The organism is Ruegeria sp. HKCCD7255, assembly GCF_013031565.1.
GTDB lineage: Bacteria > Pseudomonadota > Alphaproteobacteria > Rhodobacterales > Rhodobacteraceae > Ruegeria.
Map to the genome: position 1 here is coordinate 83351 of NZ_WQAG01000001.1, position 16947 is coordinate 100297.

Here is a 16947-nt window from a genome sequence, read left to right on the forward strand (position 1 = left end):
GCTTAGGAACCGGTTTTGCGGTACCAGTCCGCAATGTTCCACAGCTCGCTGTCCCAAACGTTCAGGACAACACCACCCAGTGTGTTTGCGTGGGCCGACAGACGACCACGGTGTACCAGCGGGATCATGCCGCCATTTTCAACCATGATGTCATTCAGCTTTTTCGCGATTTCAGCGCGCGCTTCCAGACCAGCGGTTTCGGCCAGTTGGCCGTGCAGCTTGTCAAACTCTTCGTTACAGAAGCGGCTGATGTTTTCACCCTGCCACTGCGTGTCAGGACGCGGAGCCTTGTCGCACAGGCCGTTGCCCAGGTAGGACTGCGGGTCGGTGCCGTTGAAGGTGTTGGCGTACATTTCAACGTCAGCATAGAACTTCTGGAACGTGTCAGGCGAACCCGGGTCACCGCCAAAGAAGACCGATGCGTTGATGTTGCGCAGTTCGGTTTCGATGCCGATCTGGCTCCACCACTCTTTGATCAGCGCCTGGAAGTCCTGACGGACAGCGTTGGTCGACGTCTGATAAACCACTTTCAGCGGAACACCGTCTTTTTCACGAATGCCGTCGCCATCAGTGTCTACGATGCCAGCGTCATCCAGCAGTTTCTTTGCGCCTTCAATGTCCTGCGTGTCGCAGGTCATCGAGGTTGAGTTGAACGCCGCAGGTGCCGGAACCCAGTTACAGGTCACTTTACCAGCCTGGCCGTATCCGATCTCAACCAGCAGCGGACGGTCGATGGCCAAAGACATGGCTTTGTAAACCGCTGGATCCTGCAGGAACGGATGCGGATGCTTGGCGGTCGAACGCTCACCTTCCGGCAGGTCGGGGGACGGGTTGGTCTGGTTCAGCATGATACGCTCGACCAGCGGGCCAAAGCCTGCAACCGGTGTGCCCTTGCCGCCTTCCTGCATCTGCGCGATCACTTCGGGCGCCAGCTGAAGGTTCCAGGCATAGTCGAACTCGCCGGTTTCCATCACGGCACGGCCAGCAGCTGTCGCGTCACCGCCGCCCTTGAATGTCACGGTCGCAAAGGCAGGCTTTGCCGGATCGCGATAGTTGTCATTGGCTTTGAATGTGATCACGTCATTCGGTTTGAATTCAGTGACAACAAACGGGCCGGTGCCAATGGGGTTAAAGTTCTGTTCGGTGCACTCAGGTGCTTTCGCGCCCAGGCAATCGGCGAACTGAGCGGCCTGGATGATCGGGCTTTCGCCACCGACAAACGGACCGTAAGGGAAGGGGGTCGGGGCGTCGAATGTGACCTTAACGGTCAGATCGTCCAGCGCTTCGACATTTGTCACGCCTTCAAATTTGGTCACCTGCGCACAACCACCTTCTGGGTCCATGCAGTAGTTCGCGGTGAAGACAACATCAGCCGAAGTGAACGGTGTGCCATCTGACCATTTGATTCCCGGTGCAATCTTCCAGGTGATCGAGGTGAGATCTTCGCTGACGCCACCGTTTTCAACCGTCGGGATCTCGGAGGCCAGGAACGGCACCATGTTGCCGTCTTGGTCGTAGCGGGCCAGGGGTTCGATCACCAACGAGGCGGATTCAACGTCCTTTGTACCACCGGACAGGAAAGGGTTCAGAATGGACGGAGCTTGCCAATAAATGATGCTGACGTTTCCGTCCGATCCACGCTCGGCAAAGGCCATTGGGGCCATTGCCGTGCTTGCAATCGCACCGAGCAAAAGGGTTTTGATCTTCATAATTAACTCCCTAGAAGGGCACGTTCGTGCCTCGATTATTTCCGCAATGCCTGCGGACTTGGCGTTGCCGCTTAGGGGTAAGCTTTTGTCAAGAAACGAAAATTCAAGCGAAGTGCCGTTTTTTTGACCGTCTCCCCAGGCGGTTACGAAGGGTATCGAAACAGAACTTGAGAAAAAAGCAAGTGGTGCCGTTGCGAAATCGTGCAATAGGTTTGACTTTTCTACTGACACCGCCTTAGCGTTTGGCATTCAGAAGAAAAATCAACGCCAAGGGGAGCGTACGCGTGCTGGATCAGCCTATTGCCCAGATCAAAAAACTGCGGGTGGAGTTTCAGACCAAGGATGGTCCGGTTGTCGGGGTCGAGGATGTTTCGTTCGAAGTGAATCCCGGCGAAACCGTTTGTATCGTTGGCGAATCCGGGTCGGGTAAATCGGTCTCGTCTTTGTCTTTGATGCGCCTGGTCGAGTTTGGCGGAGGCGAAATTGCAGGCGGTGAATTGCTGTTTGATCGCCGCGACGGCGATGAGATGGATCTGTCGAAGGCCGATCAGGATCTGATGAAACAGATTCGCGGCAATGAGATCGGAATGATCTTTCAAGAGCCGATGACGGCTCTGAATCCTGTGTTCACGGTGGGCCGCCAACTGACCGAAGGTCTGCGCATTCACAAAGACATGTCCAAATCGCAGGCCGAAGCGCGCGCGCTGGAACTGTTGCGGCAAGTGCGGATCCCCGAGCCTGAACGGCGGTTGAAACAGTATCCGCACGAACTGTCCGGCGGGATGCGGCAGCGCGTGGTCATCGCCATGGCCATGGCCTGCGAACCGCGTCTGCTGATTGCCGATGAACCGACCACCGCTTTGGACGTGACAATTCAGGCGGAAATTCTGGCGCTGATGGACCGTCTCAAGCGCGAAACCGGCACGGCGGTGATGTTCATCACGCATGACATGGCGGTTGTTGCTCAGATGGCGGATCGTGTGGTCGTCATGTTCCGGGGCAACAAGGTCGAAGAAGGTACGGTCACCGAAATCTTTGAGAACCCGCAGCACGATTATACCAAAGCGCTGCTGGCAGCCGTGCCGAAGCTTGGCGAGATGCAGGGCAAATCCGCGCCCGAACCGATGAAGCTGCTGGGTGTTGAAGGCCAGAATATCGCTCCTATTCCGGGCACCGAAGAGGTGTTGCTGTCGGTCAAGAATCTGACCACACGTTTTCCGGTCAAGGGCGGGTTGCTGCGCCGGACAATCTCGAATGTGCATGCGGTCGAAGATGTGTCTTTCACGTTGAACAAGGGGCAGACCCTCAGCCTTGTGGGCGAATCGGGCTGCGGAAAATCTTCGGCCGGGCGGTCGATCCTGCGACTGGTCGAGCCCTTGCGGGGTGAGATCAACTTGGACGGCGTTGACATCATGAAGCTGGATCAGAGCGGTCTGCGCAAAGCGCGGCTGGACATGCAGATGATCTTTCAGGACCCGTTCGCCTCGCTCAATCCGCAGATGCAACTGGTGGATCAAGTGGCCGAACCGATGCGCAATTACGGCGTTGCTTCTGGATCGGAATTGCAAGACCGCGTGGCGCAGCTGTTTGACAAGGTGCAACTGCCGCGCAGCTTCATGCGCCGTTTCCCGCACGAGATGTCGGGCGGACAGCGGCAACGGATCGCGATCGCACGTGCGTTGGCCCTGAACCCCAAGCTTATCATCGCGGATGAGGCGGTCTCGGCTTTGGATGTATCCGTGCAGGCGCAAGTGTTGAACCTGATGATGGAACTGCAATCCGAACTTGGATTGTCATATCTGTTTATCAGCCATGACATGGCTGTCGTGGAACGGGTCAGTCACTATGTAGGCGTGATGTATCTGGGCCGGATTGTCGAGCTGGGCCCGCGCGCGCGGGTCTTTGAAAACCCGCAACACCCCTACACGCAGGCGCTGATGAAGGCGGTTCCGATTGCAGATCCGAACAAGCGCAAGTCGGAAAAAGATTTGAATTTCAAGCCGATCCCATCGCCAATTCATCCGATTGACTACCAGCCGGAACCGTCAGAGTACAAAGAAGTTGAACCGGGGCATTTCATTCTGACGACCGACAGCGGGTACTGATCTGCATGGCACAGCGTCTGACGCCGCTTGAGATCATGACCAAGCTGATCTCATTCCCCACCGTTAGTCGAGACACCAACTTGCCGCTGGTGGACTGGGTCGAAGGCTATCTGGAAGACCATGGGATCGTATCGCACCGCTGGCCCGACCCGGAACAGCCGCACAAAGCTGCTCTGTTCGCGCATGTAGGGCCCGACCAAGAAGGCGCTGTCGTCCTGTCCGGGCATACAGACGTCGTACCGGTGGATGGGCAGCCTTGGGATACAGACCCATTCGTTGTCACCGAAAGAGACGGCAAGTTTTTCGGTCGTGGCACCTGCGACATGAAAGGCTTTGACGCGCTTGCGATCTGGGCGCTGGTCGAGGCGCAATACGCGGATATCAAACGTCCGGTGCAATTGGCCCTGAGCTTCGATGAAGAGGTCGGCTGTACCGGAGCGCCACCGATGATCAAGGCGATGCAAAAGGTTCTACCCAAAGGCTCGGCCGTCATTGTTGGCGAACCGTCGATGATGCAGGCGGTGACCGGCCACAAGGGGGGCTTTGGTTTCAGCACGCATGTCGTCGGGTTCGAGGTTCACAGCTCGATCATGCATACGGGTGTGAATGCCATCATGTCCGCCGCACCCCTGATTGATTGGGCCAATGCGCGCAATGCCGAAAACATGGCTGCCCTGCCGAGCGATCTGGCCTCGGTCTTTGATCCGCCCTGGACCACCTGTCATGTCGGCATGATCAACGGGGGGACGGCCCACAACATCACGGCCAAGGATTGCCGGTTCATGATGGATTTTCGTGTTGTTCCGGGCGAGCAGATCAGCAGATGGCGCGATGCCTATCTGGATCAGGTCCGCGCGGTCGAGGCCAAGATGCAAGCCGTGCACCCTGAGGCACGCATAGATGTTACCGAAACTTTCGGGGTTCCGGCGTTGACCCCAGAGACGGATGGTGAGGCCGAAACGCTTGTGCGTGCGTTAACTGGGGATAACGCGTCACATGTGGTAAGCTATGGTACCGAGGCCGGTCAGTTCCAAGAGGCCGGCTATTCCGCTGTGATCTGCGGACCGGGGGATATTGCTCAGGCTCACCAGCCAAATGAATTTATTGATGTAAAACAATTTGATCAGGGCCACCAGTTCATGGAACGACTGGTTCAGCGTTTGTCGCAAGACGCCCGGTAAAGGAGTTTTCTAATGCCTGTCAAAAACCGGTTGGCGGAAATGCAGGACGAAATATCCAAATGGCGCCGCCATCTGCACGCCCATCCCGAACTGATGTATGACGTGCATGAAACCGCGGCCTTTGTCGTCGAGCGGCTCAAAGAGTTCGGCGTGGATGAGATTACGCCGGGTATCGGTAAAACTGGCGTTGTTGCCGTGATCAAGGGGCGCACAGATACCAAAGGTCGGGTGATCGGATTGCGGGCCGATATGGATGCGCTGCCCATCGAAGAGGCAACCGGGCTTGATTATGCCTCGACCGTTCCGGGCAAGATGCATGCGTGCGGGCATGATGGTCATACCTCGATGCTCTTGGGGGCTGCGCAATATCTGGCTGAGACACGGAATTTCGATGGCTCGGTCGTGTTGATCTTTCAACCCGCCGAGGAAGGCGGGGCCGGGGGGCTGGCGATGTGCCAGGACGGGATGATGGACCGCTGGGGCATTCAGGAGGTTTATGGCATGCACAATATGCCGGGCCTGCCGGTGGGCGAGTTTGCGATCAGACCGGGGGCCTTATTGGCGTCGTCTGACGAGTTCGAGATCGTTGTCACCGGCCGTGGCGGCCATGCCGCTGCGCCACATGATGCGGTTGATACAACGCTTGTTGCCTCGCATATCGTGGTGGCTCTGCAATCGGTCGTTGCGCGCACTGTGGATCCGATCAAGCGTGTGGTTCTGACCGTTGGAACCTTTGAGACGGACAGCGTGGCCTCGAACGTCATTGCCCACACGGTACGCTTGCGGGGTACGGTGCGCACGCTGGACTCTGAGTATCGCCAGATTGCAGAGGAGCGCGTGCGGCGCATCGCGGAAGACACAGCCTCAGCCTTTGGGGCATCGGCCACAATGACTTGGACACCTGGCTATCCGGTTACGGTGAATTCCGAAGCAGAGACAGCCTATGCCGCCGAAGCAGCGGCAGCGGTGGCGGGTAAGGTCAATGATGGCACGGATCCGATCATGCCTTCGGAAGATTTTGCCTACATGCTTGAAGAACGGCCCGGAGCCTACATCTTTATCGGAAACGGGGACACGGCCATGTGCCATCACCCGGAATATAATTTCGACGATAACGCCATTCCTGCCGGGTGCAGCTGGTTTGCTGAACTGGTCGAACGGCGATTACCGATCGCGTAACAGATAGCGGAGGACCATATGCCAATCAGAAACCGGCTTGCCGAATTGCACAGGGAAATCACCGATTGGCGTCGGGACATTCACGAAAATCCCGAAATCCTCTATGAAACGCACCGCACCAGCGCATTGGTCGCAGAAAAGCTGAAAGCTTTTGGGTGCGATGAAGTGGCCACAGGCATCGGGCGCACCGGTGTAGTGGGTGTGATCAAGGGCAAAAGCGACACCAAAGGGCGGGTCATCGGGCTGAGGGCTGATATGGACGCGCTGCCGATGCAGGAACAGACCGGTTTGGATTATGCCTCGAAAACCGATGGTGCCATGCACGCTTGTGGCCATGATGGTCATACCGCGATGGTTCTTGGGGCCGCGAAATACCTGACCGAGACGCGCAATTTCGATGGCACCGCTGTGGTGATCTTTCAGCCCGCCGAAGAAGGTGGGAACGGAGCCGAGGCGATGTGCAAAGACGGCTTGATGGACCGGTTCGGCATCCAAGAGGTCTATGCCATGCACAACGTACCCGGTTTGCCCACGGGCCAGTTCGCCATTCGCTCGGGGCCGTTGCTTGCGGCAGCCGACGAGTTCGAAATTCAGATCGAAGGGCATGGTGGTCACGCGGCGAAACCGCAAGAGACGGTAGATACCACAGTGATGCTGTCGCAAATGATCGTCGCGTTGCAGACAGTGGTTTCACGCAATGCGGATCCGATCGCACAAGGCGTGCTTTCTGTCACCTCGGTCGAGACATCCTCCAAAGCGTTCAACGTAATCCCGCAATCTGCGCGCGTGGGCGGTACGGTGCGGACCCATTCCAATCAGATGCGCGGGATGATCGAAAAACGGCTGACCGAGATTGCCGAGGGTGTCTCTGCAACAATGGGTGGCACCGTCAAAGTTACCTATAACCGGGGTGTTCCGGTCACGATCAACGCCGAGGAACAGACGGGCTATGCCGAAGAGGCTGCCATTGCCGTCGGCGGCAGCTGTGCCGAAGCGCCGATGGTGATGGGGGGTGAGGATTTCTCGTTCATGCTGGAAGAACGCCCCGGAGCTTTCATCGTGTTGGGCAATGGCGACAGCGCCGGGTTGCACCACCCCGAGTACAATTTCAACGACGAGATCATCCCGATCGGATGCTCGTGGTTTGCCGAAATGGTCGAGCGCCGGATGCCGGCGGCTTGAGTTAGGAGAGAGAGAAGACATGCCAGTTAAAAACCGATTTGCCGAATTGCAGGATGAAATCACCGCATGGCGACGGGATATTCATGAAAACCCTGAAATTCTGTTCGAAACCCACCGCACCAGTGCCCTTGTGGCCGAGAAGCTGAAAGAGTTCGGCTGTGATGAGGTCGTCACCGGCATTGGCCGCACCGGTGTTGTGGGGGTGATCAAGGGCAAATCCGACAGCAAGGGCAAGGTGATCGGCTTGCGCGCCGACATGGATGCGCTGCCGATTCATGAGGCGACCGGGCTAGATTATGCGTCCAAGACCGATGGGGCGATGCATGCCTGTGGCCATGACGGTCACACCGCGATGTTGCTGGGCGCGGCGAAATACTTGTCAGAGACACGCAATTTCGACGGGACGGTTGTGGTGATTTTCCAGCCCGCCGAAGAGGGCGGCGGCGGCGGTCGCGAGATGTGCGAAGACGGCATGATGGAGCGCTGGAACATCCAGGAAGTCTATGGAATGCACAACTGGCCAGGCAAACCTGTTGGCAGTTTCTCGATCCGTCCGGGATCGTTTTTTGCCGCAACCGATCAGTTCGACATCACGTTCGAAGGGCGCGGCGGCCATGCGGCCAAACCGCAAGAGACCGTGGACACAACTGTCATGACAGCTCAGGCGGTGCTGGCACTGCAGACGATTGCGTCGCGCAATGCGGACCCGATTGATCAGGTCGTGGTGTCTGTGACGTCATTCGAGACCTCGTCAAAAGCGTTCAACGTGATCCCTCAAACCGTCCAGATCAAGGGTACGGTGCGGACCATGAGCAAAGAGATGCGCGATCTGGCCGAAAAGCGGATCAATGAGATCTGCACTGGCGTCGCGGCGACTTTTGGTGGCACCGCTGATGTGACCTATATCCGCGGCTATCCGGTGATGGTGAACAGCGACGAGCAGACCGAATTTGCAGCGGATGTCGCTCGTTTGGTCTCTGGCGCATGTGAAGATGCCCCGTTGGTCATGGGGGGCGAGGATTTTGCCTTTATGCTGGAAGAACGTCCGGGCGCCTATATTCTGGTCGGCAACGGCGACACTGCAGCCGTGCATCACCCGGAATACAACTTCAACGATGAAGCCATACCAGCCGGGTGCAGCTGGTGGGCCGAGATTGTCGAGCAGCGCATGCCCGCGGCGTGACGGCACGGGCGGGGGCTCTGCCCCCGCACCCCCGGGACATTTTCAGCCAGATGAAGAAGGATCCTGTGGGTTCAGGTCCAGATGGGAGCATAGGGTTTCGATGACGTTGTCGAGGGCGTTGGCCTGGATGCTAACGCAGGATTGCGCGGCATTCTGGGCCTGTAGGAGAGCAGCCGGGTCCGACAGCCAGTTTGACACGGCGGCTGCCAGTTCGGTGGATGATGTGACTTCCACAGCGCCGCCGGTTTCGATCAGTGGCGCAAAGGTTTCCGCGAAATTGAACGTGCCCGGGCCGGTGATGACAGCGGCCCCGGATTGGGCTGGTTCAAACGGGTTGTGGCCGCCGATTTCTTTCAGTGAGCCGCCCAGGAACACGATCGGTGACAGCGCGTACCAGGTGCCCAATTCGCCCAGAGTGTCTGCGACATAAACCTGTGTTTGAGCCGTTATGGTCTGGGCCGCGCTGCGCAGGGCGCTCGTCAGGCCGGCCTGTGAGATCAAGGCTTGAACTTCGTCGCGACGTTCAGGGTGACGGGGGATCAGCAGAAGCAGCAGCTCCGGGTCTTGCTGGAGCAGTTGAGCATGTGCGGCCAACACGGTTTCTTCTTCGCCCGCATGGGTAGAGCTTGCAATCCAAAGCCTGCGGGATGTGATCTGGTCACGGATCTCCGCCTTGGCGGCTTGGTCCACAGGAAGAGGGTCGGACATGGCCTTGAGATTTGTGCCGGGGTGTACGTTTTTAGGGTTTGCGCCCATGTCGATCAGGTTTTGAGCCGTACTGTCGTTCTGGGTTAGGAACAGGCGGAACTGGGACAGTATGAAACGGGCCGTGGCAGGTCGCTTTTTCCAGCCTGCGACAGATTTTTGTGATAGCCGCGCATTCAGCAGTGCCAGGGGAATACCTCGTTTCCCGCTTTCGACGATCAAACGGGGCCAAAGCTCACTTTCAACAAAGATCGCCGCATCCGGGCGCCAATGGGTCAGGAACCGGCTCACCGGTCCGGCGCTGTCGATCGGAGGGTATTGGTGGCGGCTGCGCAGGGGCAGGCGTTTGGCGATCAGGGTGGCCGAAGTGGGCGTGCCCGAGGTGATCAGAAACTCGGCATCCGGCAGGCGCTGACCCAAGCGATTGATCAGGCTGAGCACCGAGAGGCTTTCGCCCACACTGGCGGCGTGAAACCAGATTACCCGGCCTTTGGGGCGCGGCAGGCTGGCATGGCCCAGCCGTTCATGCTGTCGCTGCGTTGGCACATCCGCAACGGTCAGCTTTTTGCGCACCACGTGCCAGACCAGCGGTGCTGCAACCATGGTGAGGCCGCAATACAGCCGGTAGAGAAACGTCGGTGTGCCGGGCATATCAGCCGCCGGTATGGCTCATGTGACGGCTCATCTGGCCGTCGACCGCCTGCCGGGAATAGTCGAAATCATGACCCTTGGGTTTGAGGTTGATGGCGGCGCGAATTGCCTCTTCCAACGCATCTTCGCTATCGGGATGATCGCGCAACGGCGCACGCAGATCGGCCATGTCTTCCTGGCCCAAACACATATAGAGCTCACCCGTGCAGGTCAGACGCACGCGATTGCAGCTTTCGCAGAAATTATGCGAGAGCGGCGTGATGAAGCCGATCTTCTGGCCTGTTTCCTCAAGCCGAACGTAACGCGCCGGGCCTCCGGTCCGTTCGGCCAGATCCGTCACCGTATAGTGGTTTTCGTATTCCTTGCGCACGTCTTTCAGCGACCAATATTGGTCCAGCCGGTCTTCGTTGCCGATATCGCCCATGGGCATGACCTCGATCCAGGTCAGGTCCATGTCGCGCTCGGCGCACCATTTCGTGATCTGTGGCAGTTCTGGCTCGTTAAACCCTTTCAGCGCCACCGCATTGATCTTAACGCGCAGCCCCGCCTTTTGCGCCGCATCAATCCCGTTCAGCACCTGTTTCAGGCGGCCCCAGCGGGTGACGCGCGCAAATTTGTCGTCGTCCAGCGTATCGAGTGAGATGTTCACGCGACGCACACCAGCGGCGTAAAGCTGATCGGCAAAGCGATGCAGTTGCGAGCCGTTAGTGGTCAGCGTTAGCTCTTTCAACGCGCCGCTGTCTAGATGCCGGGTCATCCCATTGAAAAACGCCATGATATTGCGGCGCACCAAAGGTTCCCCCCCGGTGATGCGCAGCTTTTCGACGCCCATCTTCACAAAGGTCGAGCACATGCGGTCCAGCTCTTCCAGCGTCAGCAGGTCCTTTTTGGGCAGGAACGTCATGTTCTCGGACATGCAATAAACGCAACGAAAATCGCATCGGTCCGTGACAGACACACGGAGATAAGTGATCGCGCGGGCAAACGGGTCGATAAGCGGAGCAGTCATGCCCCATAGGTAAAGCGGCAAAGGGGGAGCGGCAAGGGGGATGTGGTGTCTCGGTTGATCGGCGCTTTTGCAGGATCGAGAGGTTTGCCCGTCAAAACCTGCTGCGCTAGGCAAATGTGCTGAACACAGCCGTCACTCGGCAAGCAGTTTCAAAACCGCATTTACGTTTTTTCGACCCAACTCAAGCGTTTCCAAGACTTCTTTGACGTTTGCCCAGTCTTTGCGAGAAATGGCTTCGTCAAATGCAGGCATGAGCCCGCTCGCGAAAAGGCGCTCATTGATGGTTAATCCGGCATATTTTCAAGTCATTTCCCGGTTTCGCCTTTCACAACGCCAAAAAACATTTGCTGGCCAAATCGAATGAGGGCTATGCACTCGTATCACGACAGAGGCAGTTGCGGAGAAAGAAATTGGAGAAAGCTCTTATTTTTGACTGCGAATTTCTGACCGCACCGGGCTCACCTTCTCGCTTTTGGTGTGGCCCTTACGATCCCGACCCTGTTGTTGCTCAGATCGGTGTCACCAAACTTGGATTGACGGATCCCTTTCCGATCTTGGATTCAATGCGCATCTATGTGGTTCCCAAAGATCGAAACGGAAACCGAATTCCACTTGATCCTTTCTTTACCAAACTCACCGGCATTACCGAAGATAACCTCGATGCAGACGGTGTTTCCCTGTTGGCGGCCCTCAAGAGCGTCGAGGAATTTGCTGAAGGGGCGAAGCTTTGGTCGTGGGGCAAAGACGAGTTCAATATGGTAGCAATAAGCTGCTATGTAGAAGGGGTGGCCCCTCCGCTTCCTGCATCTCAATTTGGAAACGCCTGCGATCTTCTGCTCAAGGCCGGGATGCGATACGAGGACTTGAAGACAACCCGCAGCAACACACTTAAAGACTACTACCAAATCGATCACCCGGATCTGCGTGGCCATGATGCGTTGGATGATGCCTTGTCCGTTGCTTATGTCTTGCAGCACCTGCTCGGCCAAGAAGCGCTAGTTGGCCAAGATTTTTCGTAAGGTTGGAACGCGGCAGTCGCTGCAGTACCCACTCAATTCGGTGTTCCGAAGATTGAGGTCCTAGCTCTACTTTTCCCTCTCGAAGCGTCGTTAGTTTCCCAGGCTAGAATTGCCTATCGGCAACCGCATCATTCCACTGGCAGCTCGGCGCGCAGGCGACTAAGGTTCGCTTATGAAATACATACCGCTGATTTTCTGCTGCCTGCTCATGGGCTGTGATGCCATTCGGTCGACCTCGGATCGTTTGTTCAATCGGGAAAACCCTGCGCCTGAGCCTGTTGCGACCGCAGAAGAGACGGTGGTTTCGGTCACGCCCGAGGAGGATCTGCCGACGCAGGCGACCGTGAAGACGGGCTGGACAGGGGCCAGGACCGTGGTTGCGGGGTTGGGGGATCCCACAACGCCAGGTCGGTGGCTCCAAACACCATTGGTGGATGTTGAGGTCAACGGGCGGGTTGTGGTGCCCAGCACCGGGGCGCAGGCTTTTGTCACGCTGATCCCGGCCGAAACGGGCGGCAGCCGGTTGTCACTGGATGCGATGCGGGCTTTGGTTTTGCCGTTTGATGCGCTGGTTGAGCTGGACGTTTACACTTACTGAGCACGCAGGTATTTGCCAGCTTCTCGGCGGGCAAAGGGTTTCATATCGGCGCCGTGTGCGTCCAGGAAAGCGGTCACGCGATCCGGGTCGTGTTTCGACAACTCGCGCAGCCACCAGGCGATGGATTTCTGGATGAACCAGTCTCGGTCGGGCACATAACTTGCAGCCCAGCCCAGAATGCGGTCGCGGCGGTCCAGATCGTCGGGCTTGGGGTGGTTCTGCTTGGTCCAGGGCAGGGTTGAAACCAGTGCAGCGCGGCGGGTCCACATGTGGTCTGACCGTGTCCAGCCTTCGACCTGATCCAGCCGGTCGGGCTGTGCCGTCAGGCGTTTCTGCATCGCCATGCAGGCGTGATCGGCGATGGCCCAGGCGTCGAAATCAGGCAGCCAGCTTTGCAGCAGATCCCATACCGCGTCATCCGGGCGGATGCGGGCCTGTGTCAGCAGTTTTGCAGCAGCGACGCGCGCCTCGTGAATATTGCTGGCCCAAAGCGCATCCGCCAAAGCAACCCGCGCCGGCACGTCCAGCGTTTGGCGCCAAGTCTTGGTCAGGTCGTTCAGAACCGGGTTGGCAACGCCTAGATAGGGGCGTTCGACCTTGTGATAAGCGGCCATCTGCACAGCCTTGTCCGGGTCGCTCTGCGCATTGAGTGCGCTTAGGGCGTCGTCCAGCGTCATCGGCCCAGCTTGTGTAGCAAATGCGCCCGCACGGTGGGCCATTCGGGGGCAATGATCGAATAGACGGCGGTGTCGCGCAGCGTGTCGTTGGGCATCACCATATGGGCGCGCAGGATTCCATCCAGCTGGGCCCCTAAACGTTCAATAGCGCGGCGCGACTGCGTGTTCATCCGATGGGTGCGGAATTCGACGGCATTGCAGCCCAGGTCTTCGAAGGCATGGCGTAGCAACAGAAACTTGGCCTCCGAGTTCAACAAAGTACGCTGCACCGCCTTACTGATCCAGGTCGAGCCGATTTCTACCCGGCAATTGACCTCATCGGTGTTCATATAGGTCGTCATGCCAACTGGCGTGCGGTTTGGCGTCATCACCGTGAAAGGCTGCATGTCATGCAGCCCAATACGCCGGGTGATTTCGGCCTCCATGCCCTCGGGCGTGGGGATGGAGGTGTACCAGAGCTGCCCCAGATCCGCAGCGGCGACTTTCAAAGCGTCCGCATGGGACAGGTCCAGCGGTTCAAGCCGAACGTGATCGCCGGACAGGGTGATGGAGGCGGGCCAGGTCATTCGACGGTCACGGATTTTGCCAGATTGCGTGGCTGATCCACATCCGTACCTTTGGCAACCGCTGTGTGATAGGCCAGCAATTGCGCCGGGATCGAGTATAGGATTGGCGCAAGGCTGGTGTGGATATTGGGCATGCGGATTGTTGTCCAGACGCCATCACCAGCCTCGGCAATGCCATCATCGTCCGAGACCAGAATGACTTTGCCTTTGCGTGCCATCACCTCTTGCATGTTGGATACGGTCTTGTCGAACACCGCATCGCGCGGGGCCATAACCACCACCGGCATATGCTTGTCGATCAGGGCAATTGGCCCGTGTTTCAGCTCACCCGATGCATAACCTTCGGCGTGTATATAGCTGATTTCTTTCAGTTTCAGCGCGCCTTCCATTGCCAGCGGATACATCAGCCCACGGCCCAGAAACAGCACGTCCCGCGCCTCGGACAGACGTTGTGCCGATTTACGGATCGCGTTGTCCTGATCCAGCGCGATATTCATGACTGAGGGCAAGCCACGCAGCGCTGCCGCGTGATCTGCGATTTCGTCAGCGCCGAGCGTGCCGCGATCTGCTGCGGCTTTCAGCGCCAACATCAGCAAAACGCTCAGCTGACAGGTGAAGGCTTTGGTCGAGGCAACGCCAATCTCAACACCTGCATGGATCGGCAGCGCAACATCGCTCTCGCGCGCGATCGAGCTTTCGGCCACGTTGACCACAGACACGATCTTGTCCGCCTTGCCTTCGCAATACCGCAAGGCGGCCAGCGTATCCGCAGTTTCACCCGATTGACTGACAAACAGGGCAAGCGTGCGGTCCGAGATCGGCGGTTCGCGATAGCGGAACTCGCTGGCGATATCGACCTCGACGGGCATCTGCGCCAGCTGTTCGAACCAGTATTTGGCGGTCAGACAGGCATAGAACGCGGTGCCGCAAGCGACCATGGTCAGGCGGTCAAGCTTGGTGAAATCCAGATCCGTATCAGGCAGCACGACCTGATCGCCCCCGGTGGGAAGATAGGACCCGATGGCCTGCGCCACGACGACGGGCTGCTCGGCGATTTCCTTGGCCATATAGTGTTTGTGCTCACCCTTATCAGCGCGGGTGTGATCCAGCTTGATCTTGCGCTTTTCACGATTGGCCAGTTCACCGGCCTCGGTACGGATTTCAAGCGATGTGCGCGTCAGAACCGCGCGGTCGCCCTCTTCCAGATAAGTGATCTCGTCGGTCAGCGGCGCCAGGGCAATCGCGTCCGAGCCCACATACATCTCCCCATCGCCATGACCGATGGCCAGGGGCGAGCCCTTGCGCGCTGCAACGATTAGATCATCCTCGCCGTCAAACAGGAAGGCCAGTGCAAAAGCACCCTCTAGCCGGTCAATCGTCTTGAACGCGGCCTCGACCGGGGACAGGCCGGATTGCAGGTAATACTGGGTCATCAAGGCGACGGTTTCGGTATCCGTCTCGGTCTGGAACGAGATACCATTTTCGGCCAGTTCAGCCCGCAAATCGCGATAGTTTTCGACAATCCCGTTATGCACAACTGCCACCGGGCCCGCCTTGTGCGGGTGCGCATTGGTGACGGACGGCGCACCATGCGTGGCCCACCGGGTATGGCCTATGCCGGATTTGCCCGGAAGAGGATCATGTACCAGCAGGTCGCTGAGATTGACCAGCTTGCCCACCGCACGCCGCCGGCCCAAAGCGCCGTCATTAACTGTTGCGATCCCCGCGCTGTCATAGCCGCGATATTCCAAACGCTTTAACGCTTCGACCAGAATAGGGGCGGCCTCATGCTGACCCAGAACACCTACAATACCACACATAATTCAAGACCCTTTGTCGCGGCGAGCTTTCTTCGCCTTTAACATGTCAAATAGTTTTCGCGCATAACCCGGCTTGTTCTCTTGGCGCGGGCGCGCCACAGCCAGCGCATCGGGTTCCACATCGCGGGTCACCACGGTGCCGGTTGCGGTCATCGCGCCATCGCCGACAGTGACGGGGGCAACCAGCATCGTGTTTGAGCCGACAAAGACGTTTTCGCCGATCTTTGTCTTGTGCTTCATCACCCCGTCGTAATTGCAGGTGATCGTGCCCGCGCCGATATTGCTGCCTGTGCCGACAGTTGCGTCACCGATATAGCTGAGGTGATTAACCTTGGCGCCCTCGGCAATCTCGGCATTCTTGATCTCAACAAAATTGCCGACCCGTGTGTTCTCGGCCAACTCAGCACCGGGGCGCAGACGCGCATAGGGGCCGATTGTGGCACCACGGCTGACATGGCAACCCTCCAGATGCGAAAAGGCCCGGATCGTCGCGCCGCTTTCCACGGTGACGCCGGGGCCAAAGACCACATTGGGTTCGATTACTGTGTCACGCCCGATCACCGTATCGGCCGAAAGATAGACCGTCTCGGGTGCCATCAGGGTCACGCCCAGCTGCATCAGTTCGGTGCGGGCGCGGGTTTGGAAAACTCCGTCTGCTGCCGCCAGATCAACGCGCGAGTCCACGCCCAGCGTTTCGGCCTCATCACATTTGATCGCCGTGCAGGACAGGCCGCGCGCATTGGCCAGCGCGGGCAGCTCGGTCAGGTAATACTCGCCCGAGGCGTTTTCGTTGCTGACCTGATCGATCAGCTCGAACATCAGTTTCGCGTCACAGGCCATGAGGCCGCTATTGGTAAAGCGGATTGCACGTTGCTCTTCGGTAGCGTCCTTGTATTCCACGATCTGAACCAGCCGGTCGCCCTCCATGATCAATCGACCATAGCGTGGCTGGATTTCGGCAATATCAAAGCCCAACATGACCAGATCATGGGACTGCCGCGCCTCAATCATCCGCTGCAGGGTTTCAGGATTGATGAAAGGCGTGTCGCCAAACAGAACAATCACGTCGCCCTCAAAGCCCCGCAAAGCGTCGCGCGCCTGAGCCACCGCATGAGCGGTGCCCAACTGTTCGTCCTGAACCACAATCGTCGCTGTTTCGTCTTCCGCACGCGCTGCCTTGGCAACCAGTTCCGCACCGTGGCCGGTTACAATGACCGTGTGCTCTGGGTTCAGGGCACCACCAGCCCGCATAGCATGAACCAGCATCGGTGTCTGGGCGATGGGGTGCAGAACCTTTGGAAGATCTGAATTCATTCTTGTGCCTTTTCCGGCCGCCAGAATGACTAGGGCAATACTCATAAAC

Annotated in this window: 14 protein-coding genes; 7 read left to right on the plus strand and 7 right to left on the minus strand. The window is 58.0% G+C overall.

The window, feature by feature from the left end; translation table 11 throughout:
- Nucleotides 1-2: 2 nt before the first annotated feature.
- Nucleotides 3-1709 carry a peptide ABC transporter substrate-binding protein gene (locus tag GOX45_RS00410; protein WP_171096901.1) on the minus strand — a complete coding sequence of 569 codons (1707 nt, stop codon included), beginning with the start codon at nucleotides 1707-1709 and terminating at the stop codon, nucleotides 3-5.
- A gap of 284 nt (nucleotides 1710-1993) precedes the next feature.
- Here GOX45_RS00410 and GOX45_RS00415 point away from each other — a divergent pair, with 284 nt between their 5' ends.
- The 5 genes from GOX45_RS00415 to GOX45_RS00435 are packed head-to-tail and all read left to right on the plus strand — an operon-like array spanning nucleotide 1994 to nucleotide 8539.
- Nucleotides 1994-3814 (plus strand): ABC transporter ATP-binding protein, encoded by a 1821-nt coding sequence (locus tag GOX45_RS00415; RefSeq protein WP_171096903.1) that lies wholly within the window; start codon nucleotides 1994-1996, stop codon nucleotides 3812-3814.
- Nucleotides 3815-3819: 5 nt separating this feature from the next.
- Nucleotides 3820-4995 carry an acetylornithine deacetylase gene (argE, locus tag GOX45_RS00420; protein WP_171096905.1) on the plus strand — a complete coding sequence of 392 codons (1176 nt, stop codon included), beginning with the start codon at nucleotides 3820-3822 and terminating at the stop codon, nucleotides 4993-4995.
- Nucleotides 4996-5007: 12 nt separating this feature from the next.
- Nucleotides 5008-6174: a M20 aminoacylase family protein gene (locus GOX45_RS00425; RefSeq protein WP_171096907.1), complete on the plus strand. Its 1167-nt coding sequence runs from the start codon at nucleotides 5008-5010 to the stop codon at nucleotides 6172-6174.
- An 18-nt stretch (nucleotides 6175-6192) separates the two neighbouring features.
- Entirely contained in the window at nucleotides 6193-7356 is a 1164-nt protein-coding gene (locus tag GOX45_RS00430) for a M20 aminoacylase family protein (protein ID WP_171096909.1), read from the plus strand.
- Nucleotides 7357-7375: 19 nt separating this feature from the next.
- Complete coding sequence (locus tag GOX45_RS00435) at nucleotides 7376-8539, plus strand: M20 aminoacylase family protein (RefSeq protein WP_171096911.1); 1164 nt, start codon at nucleotides 7376-7378, stop codon at nucleotides 8537-8539.
- A 42-nt stretch (nucleotides 8540-8581) separates the two neighbouring features.
- Here GOX45_RS00435 and GOX45_RS00440 read toward each other — a convergent pair whose 3' ends face one another.
- Together GOX45_RS00440 and moaA are read right to left on the minus strand one after the other, a co-directional pair.
- Nucleotides 8582-9895: a 3-deoxy-D-manno-octulosonic acid transferase gene (locus tag GOX45_RS00440; protein WP_171096912.1), complete on the minus strand. Its 1314-nt coding sequence runs from the start codon at nucleotides 9893-9895 to the stop codon at nucleotides 8582-8584.
- A 1-nt stretch (nucleotide 9896) separates the two neighbouring features.
- A complete protein-coding gene (gene moaA / locus GOX45_RS00445; RefSeq protein WP_171096914.1) occupies nucleotides 9897-10904 on the minus strand; it encodes a GTP 3',8-cyclase MoaA in 1008 nt (335 codons plus the stop codon).
- A 410-nt stretch (nucleotides 10905-11314) separates the two neighbouring features.
- On the opposite strand from moaA, the gene GOX45_RS00450 reads away from it, so the two are divergent.
- The gene (locus tag GOX45_RS00450; protein ID WP_171096915.1) at nucleotides 11315-11923 is read left to right on the plus strand and encodes an exonuclease; all 609 of its coding nucleotides are present in this window, start codon (nucleotides 11315-11317) and stop codon (nucleotides 11921-11923) included.
- A gap of 172 nt (nucleotides 11924-12095) precedes the next feature.
- Nucleotides 12096-12521 carry a hypothetical protein gene (locus GOX45_RS00455; RefSeq protein WP_171096917.1) on the plus strand — a complete coding sequence of 142 codons (426 nt, stop codon included), beginning with the start codon at nucleotides 12096-12098 and terminating at the stop codon, nucleotides 12519-12521.
- On the opposite strand, the gene GOX45_RS00460 is transcribed toward GOX45_RS00455, so the two are convergent.
- From GOX45_RS00460 to glmU, 4 genes are read right to left on the minus strand one after another with little or no spacing between them, the layout of a single operon-like run.
- The gene (locus GOX45_RS00460) at nucleotides 12515-13198 is read right to left on the minus strand and encodes a DNA alkylation repair protein (RefSeq protein ID WP_171096919.1); all 684 of its coding nucleotides are present in this window, start codon (nucleotides 13196-13198) and stop codon (nucleotides 12515-12517) included. The genes GOX45_RS00455 and GOX45_RS00460 overlap by 7 nt on opposite strands.
- Nucleotides 13195-13764, minus strand: coding sequence for a GNAT family N-acetyltransferase (locus GOX45_RS00465; protein WP_171096921.1), 570 nt, complete (start codon nucleotides 13762-13764; stop codon nucleotides 13195-13197). Before GOX45_RS00465 ends, GOX45_RS00460 begins: the two co-directional genes overlap by 4 nt.
- Nucleotides 13761-15584, minus strand: coding sequence for a glutamine--fructose-6-phosphate transaminase (isomerizing) (glmS, locus tag GOX45_RS00470; protein WP_171096923.1), 1824 nt, complete (start codon nucleotides 15582-15584; stop codon nucleotides 13761-13763). Before glmS ends, GOX45_RS00465 begins: the two co-directional genes overlap by 4 nt.
- A gap of 3 nt (nucleotides 15585-15587) precedes the next feature.
- On the minus strand, nucleotides 15588-16943 hold the full coding sequence (glmU, locus tag GOX45_RS00475) for a bifunctional UDP-N-acetylglucosamine diphosphorylase/glucosamine-1-phosphate N-acetyltransferase GlmU (RefSeq protein WP_171096925.1): 1356 nt from the start codon (nucleotides 16941-16943) through the stop codon (nucleotides 15588-15590).
- Between the last annotated feature and the right edge of the window lie 4 nt (nucleotides 16944-16947).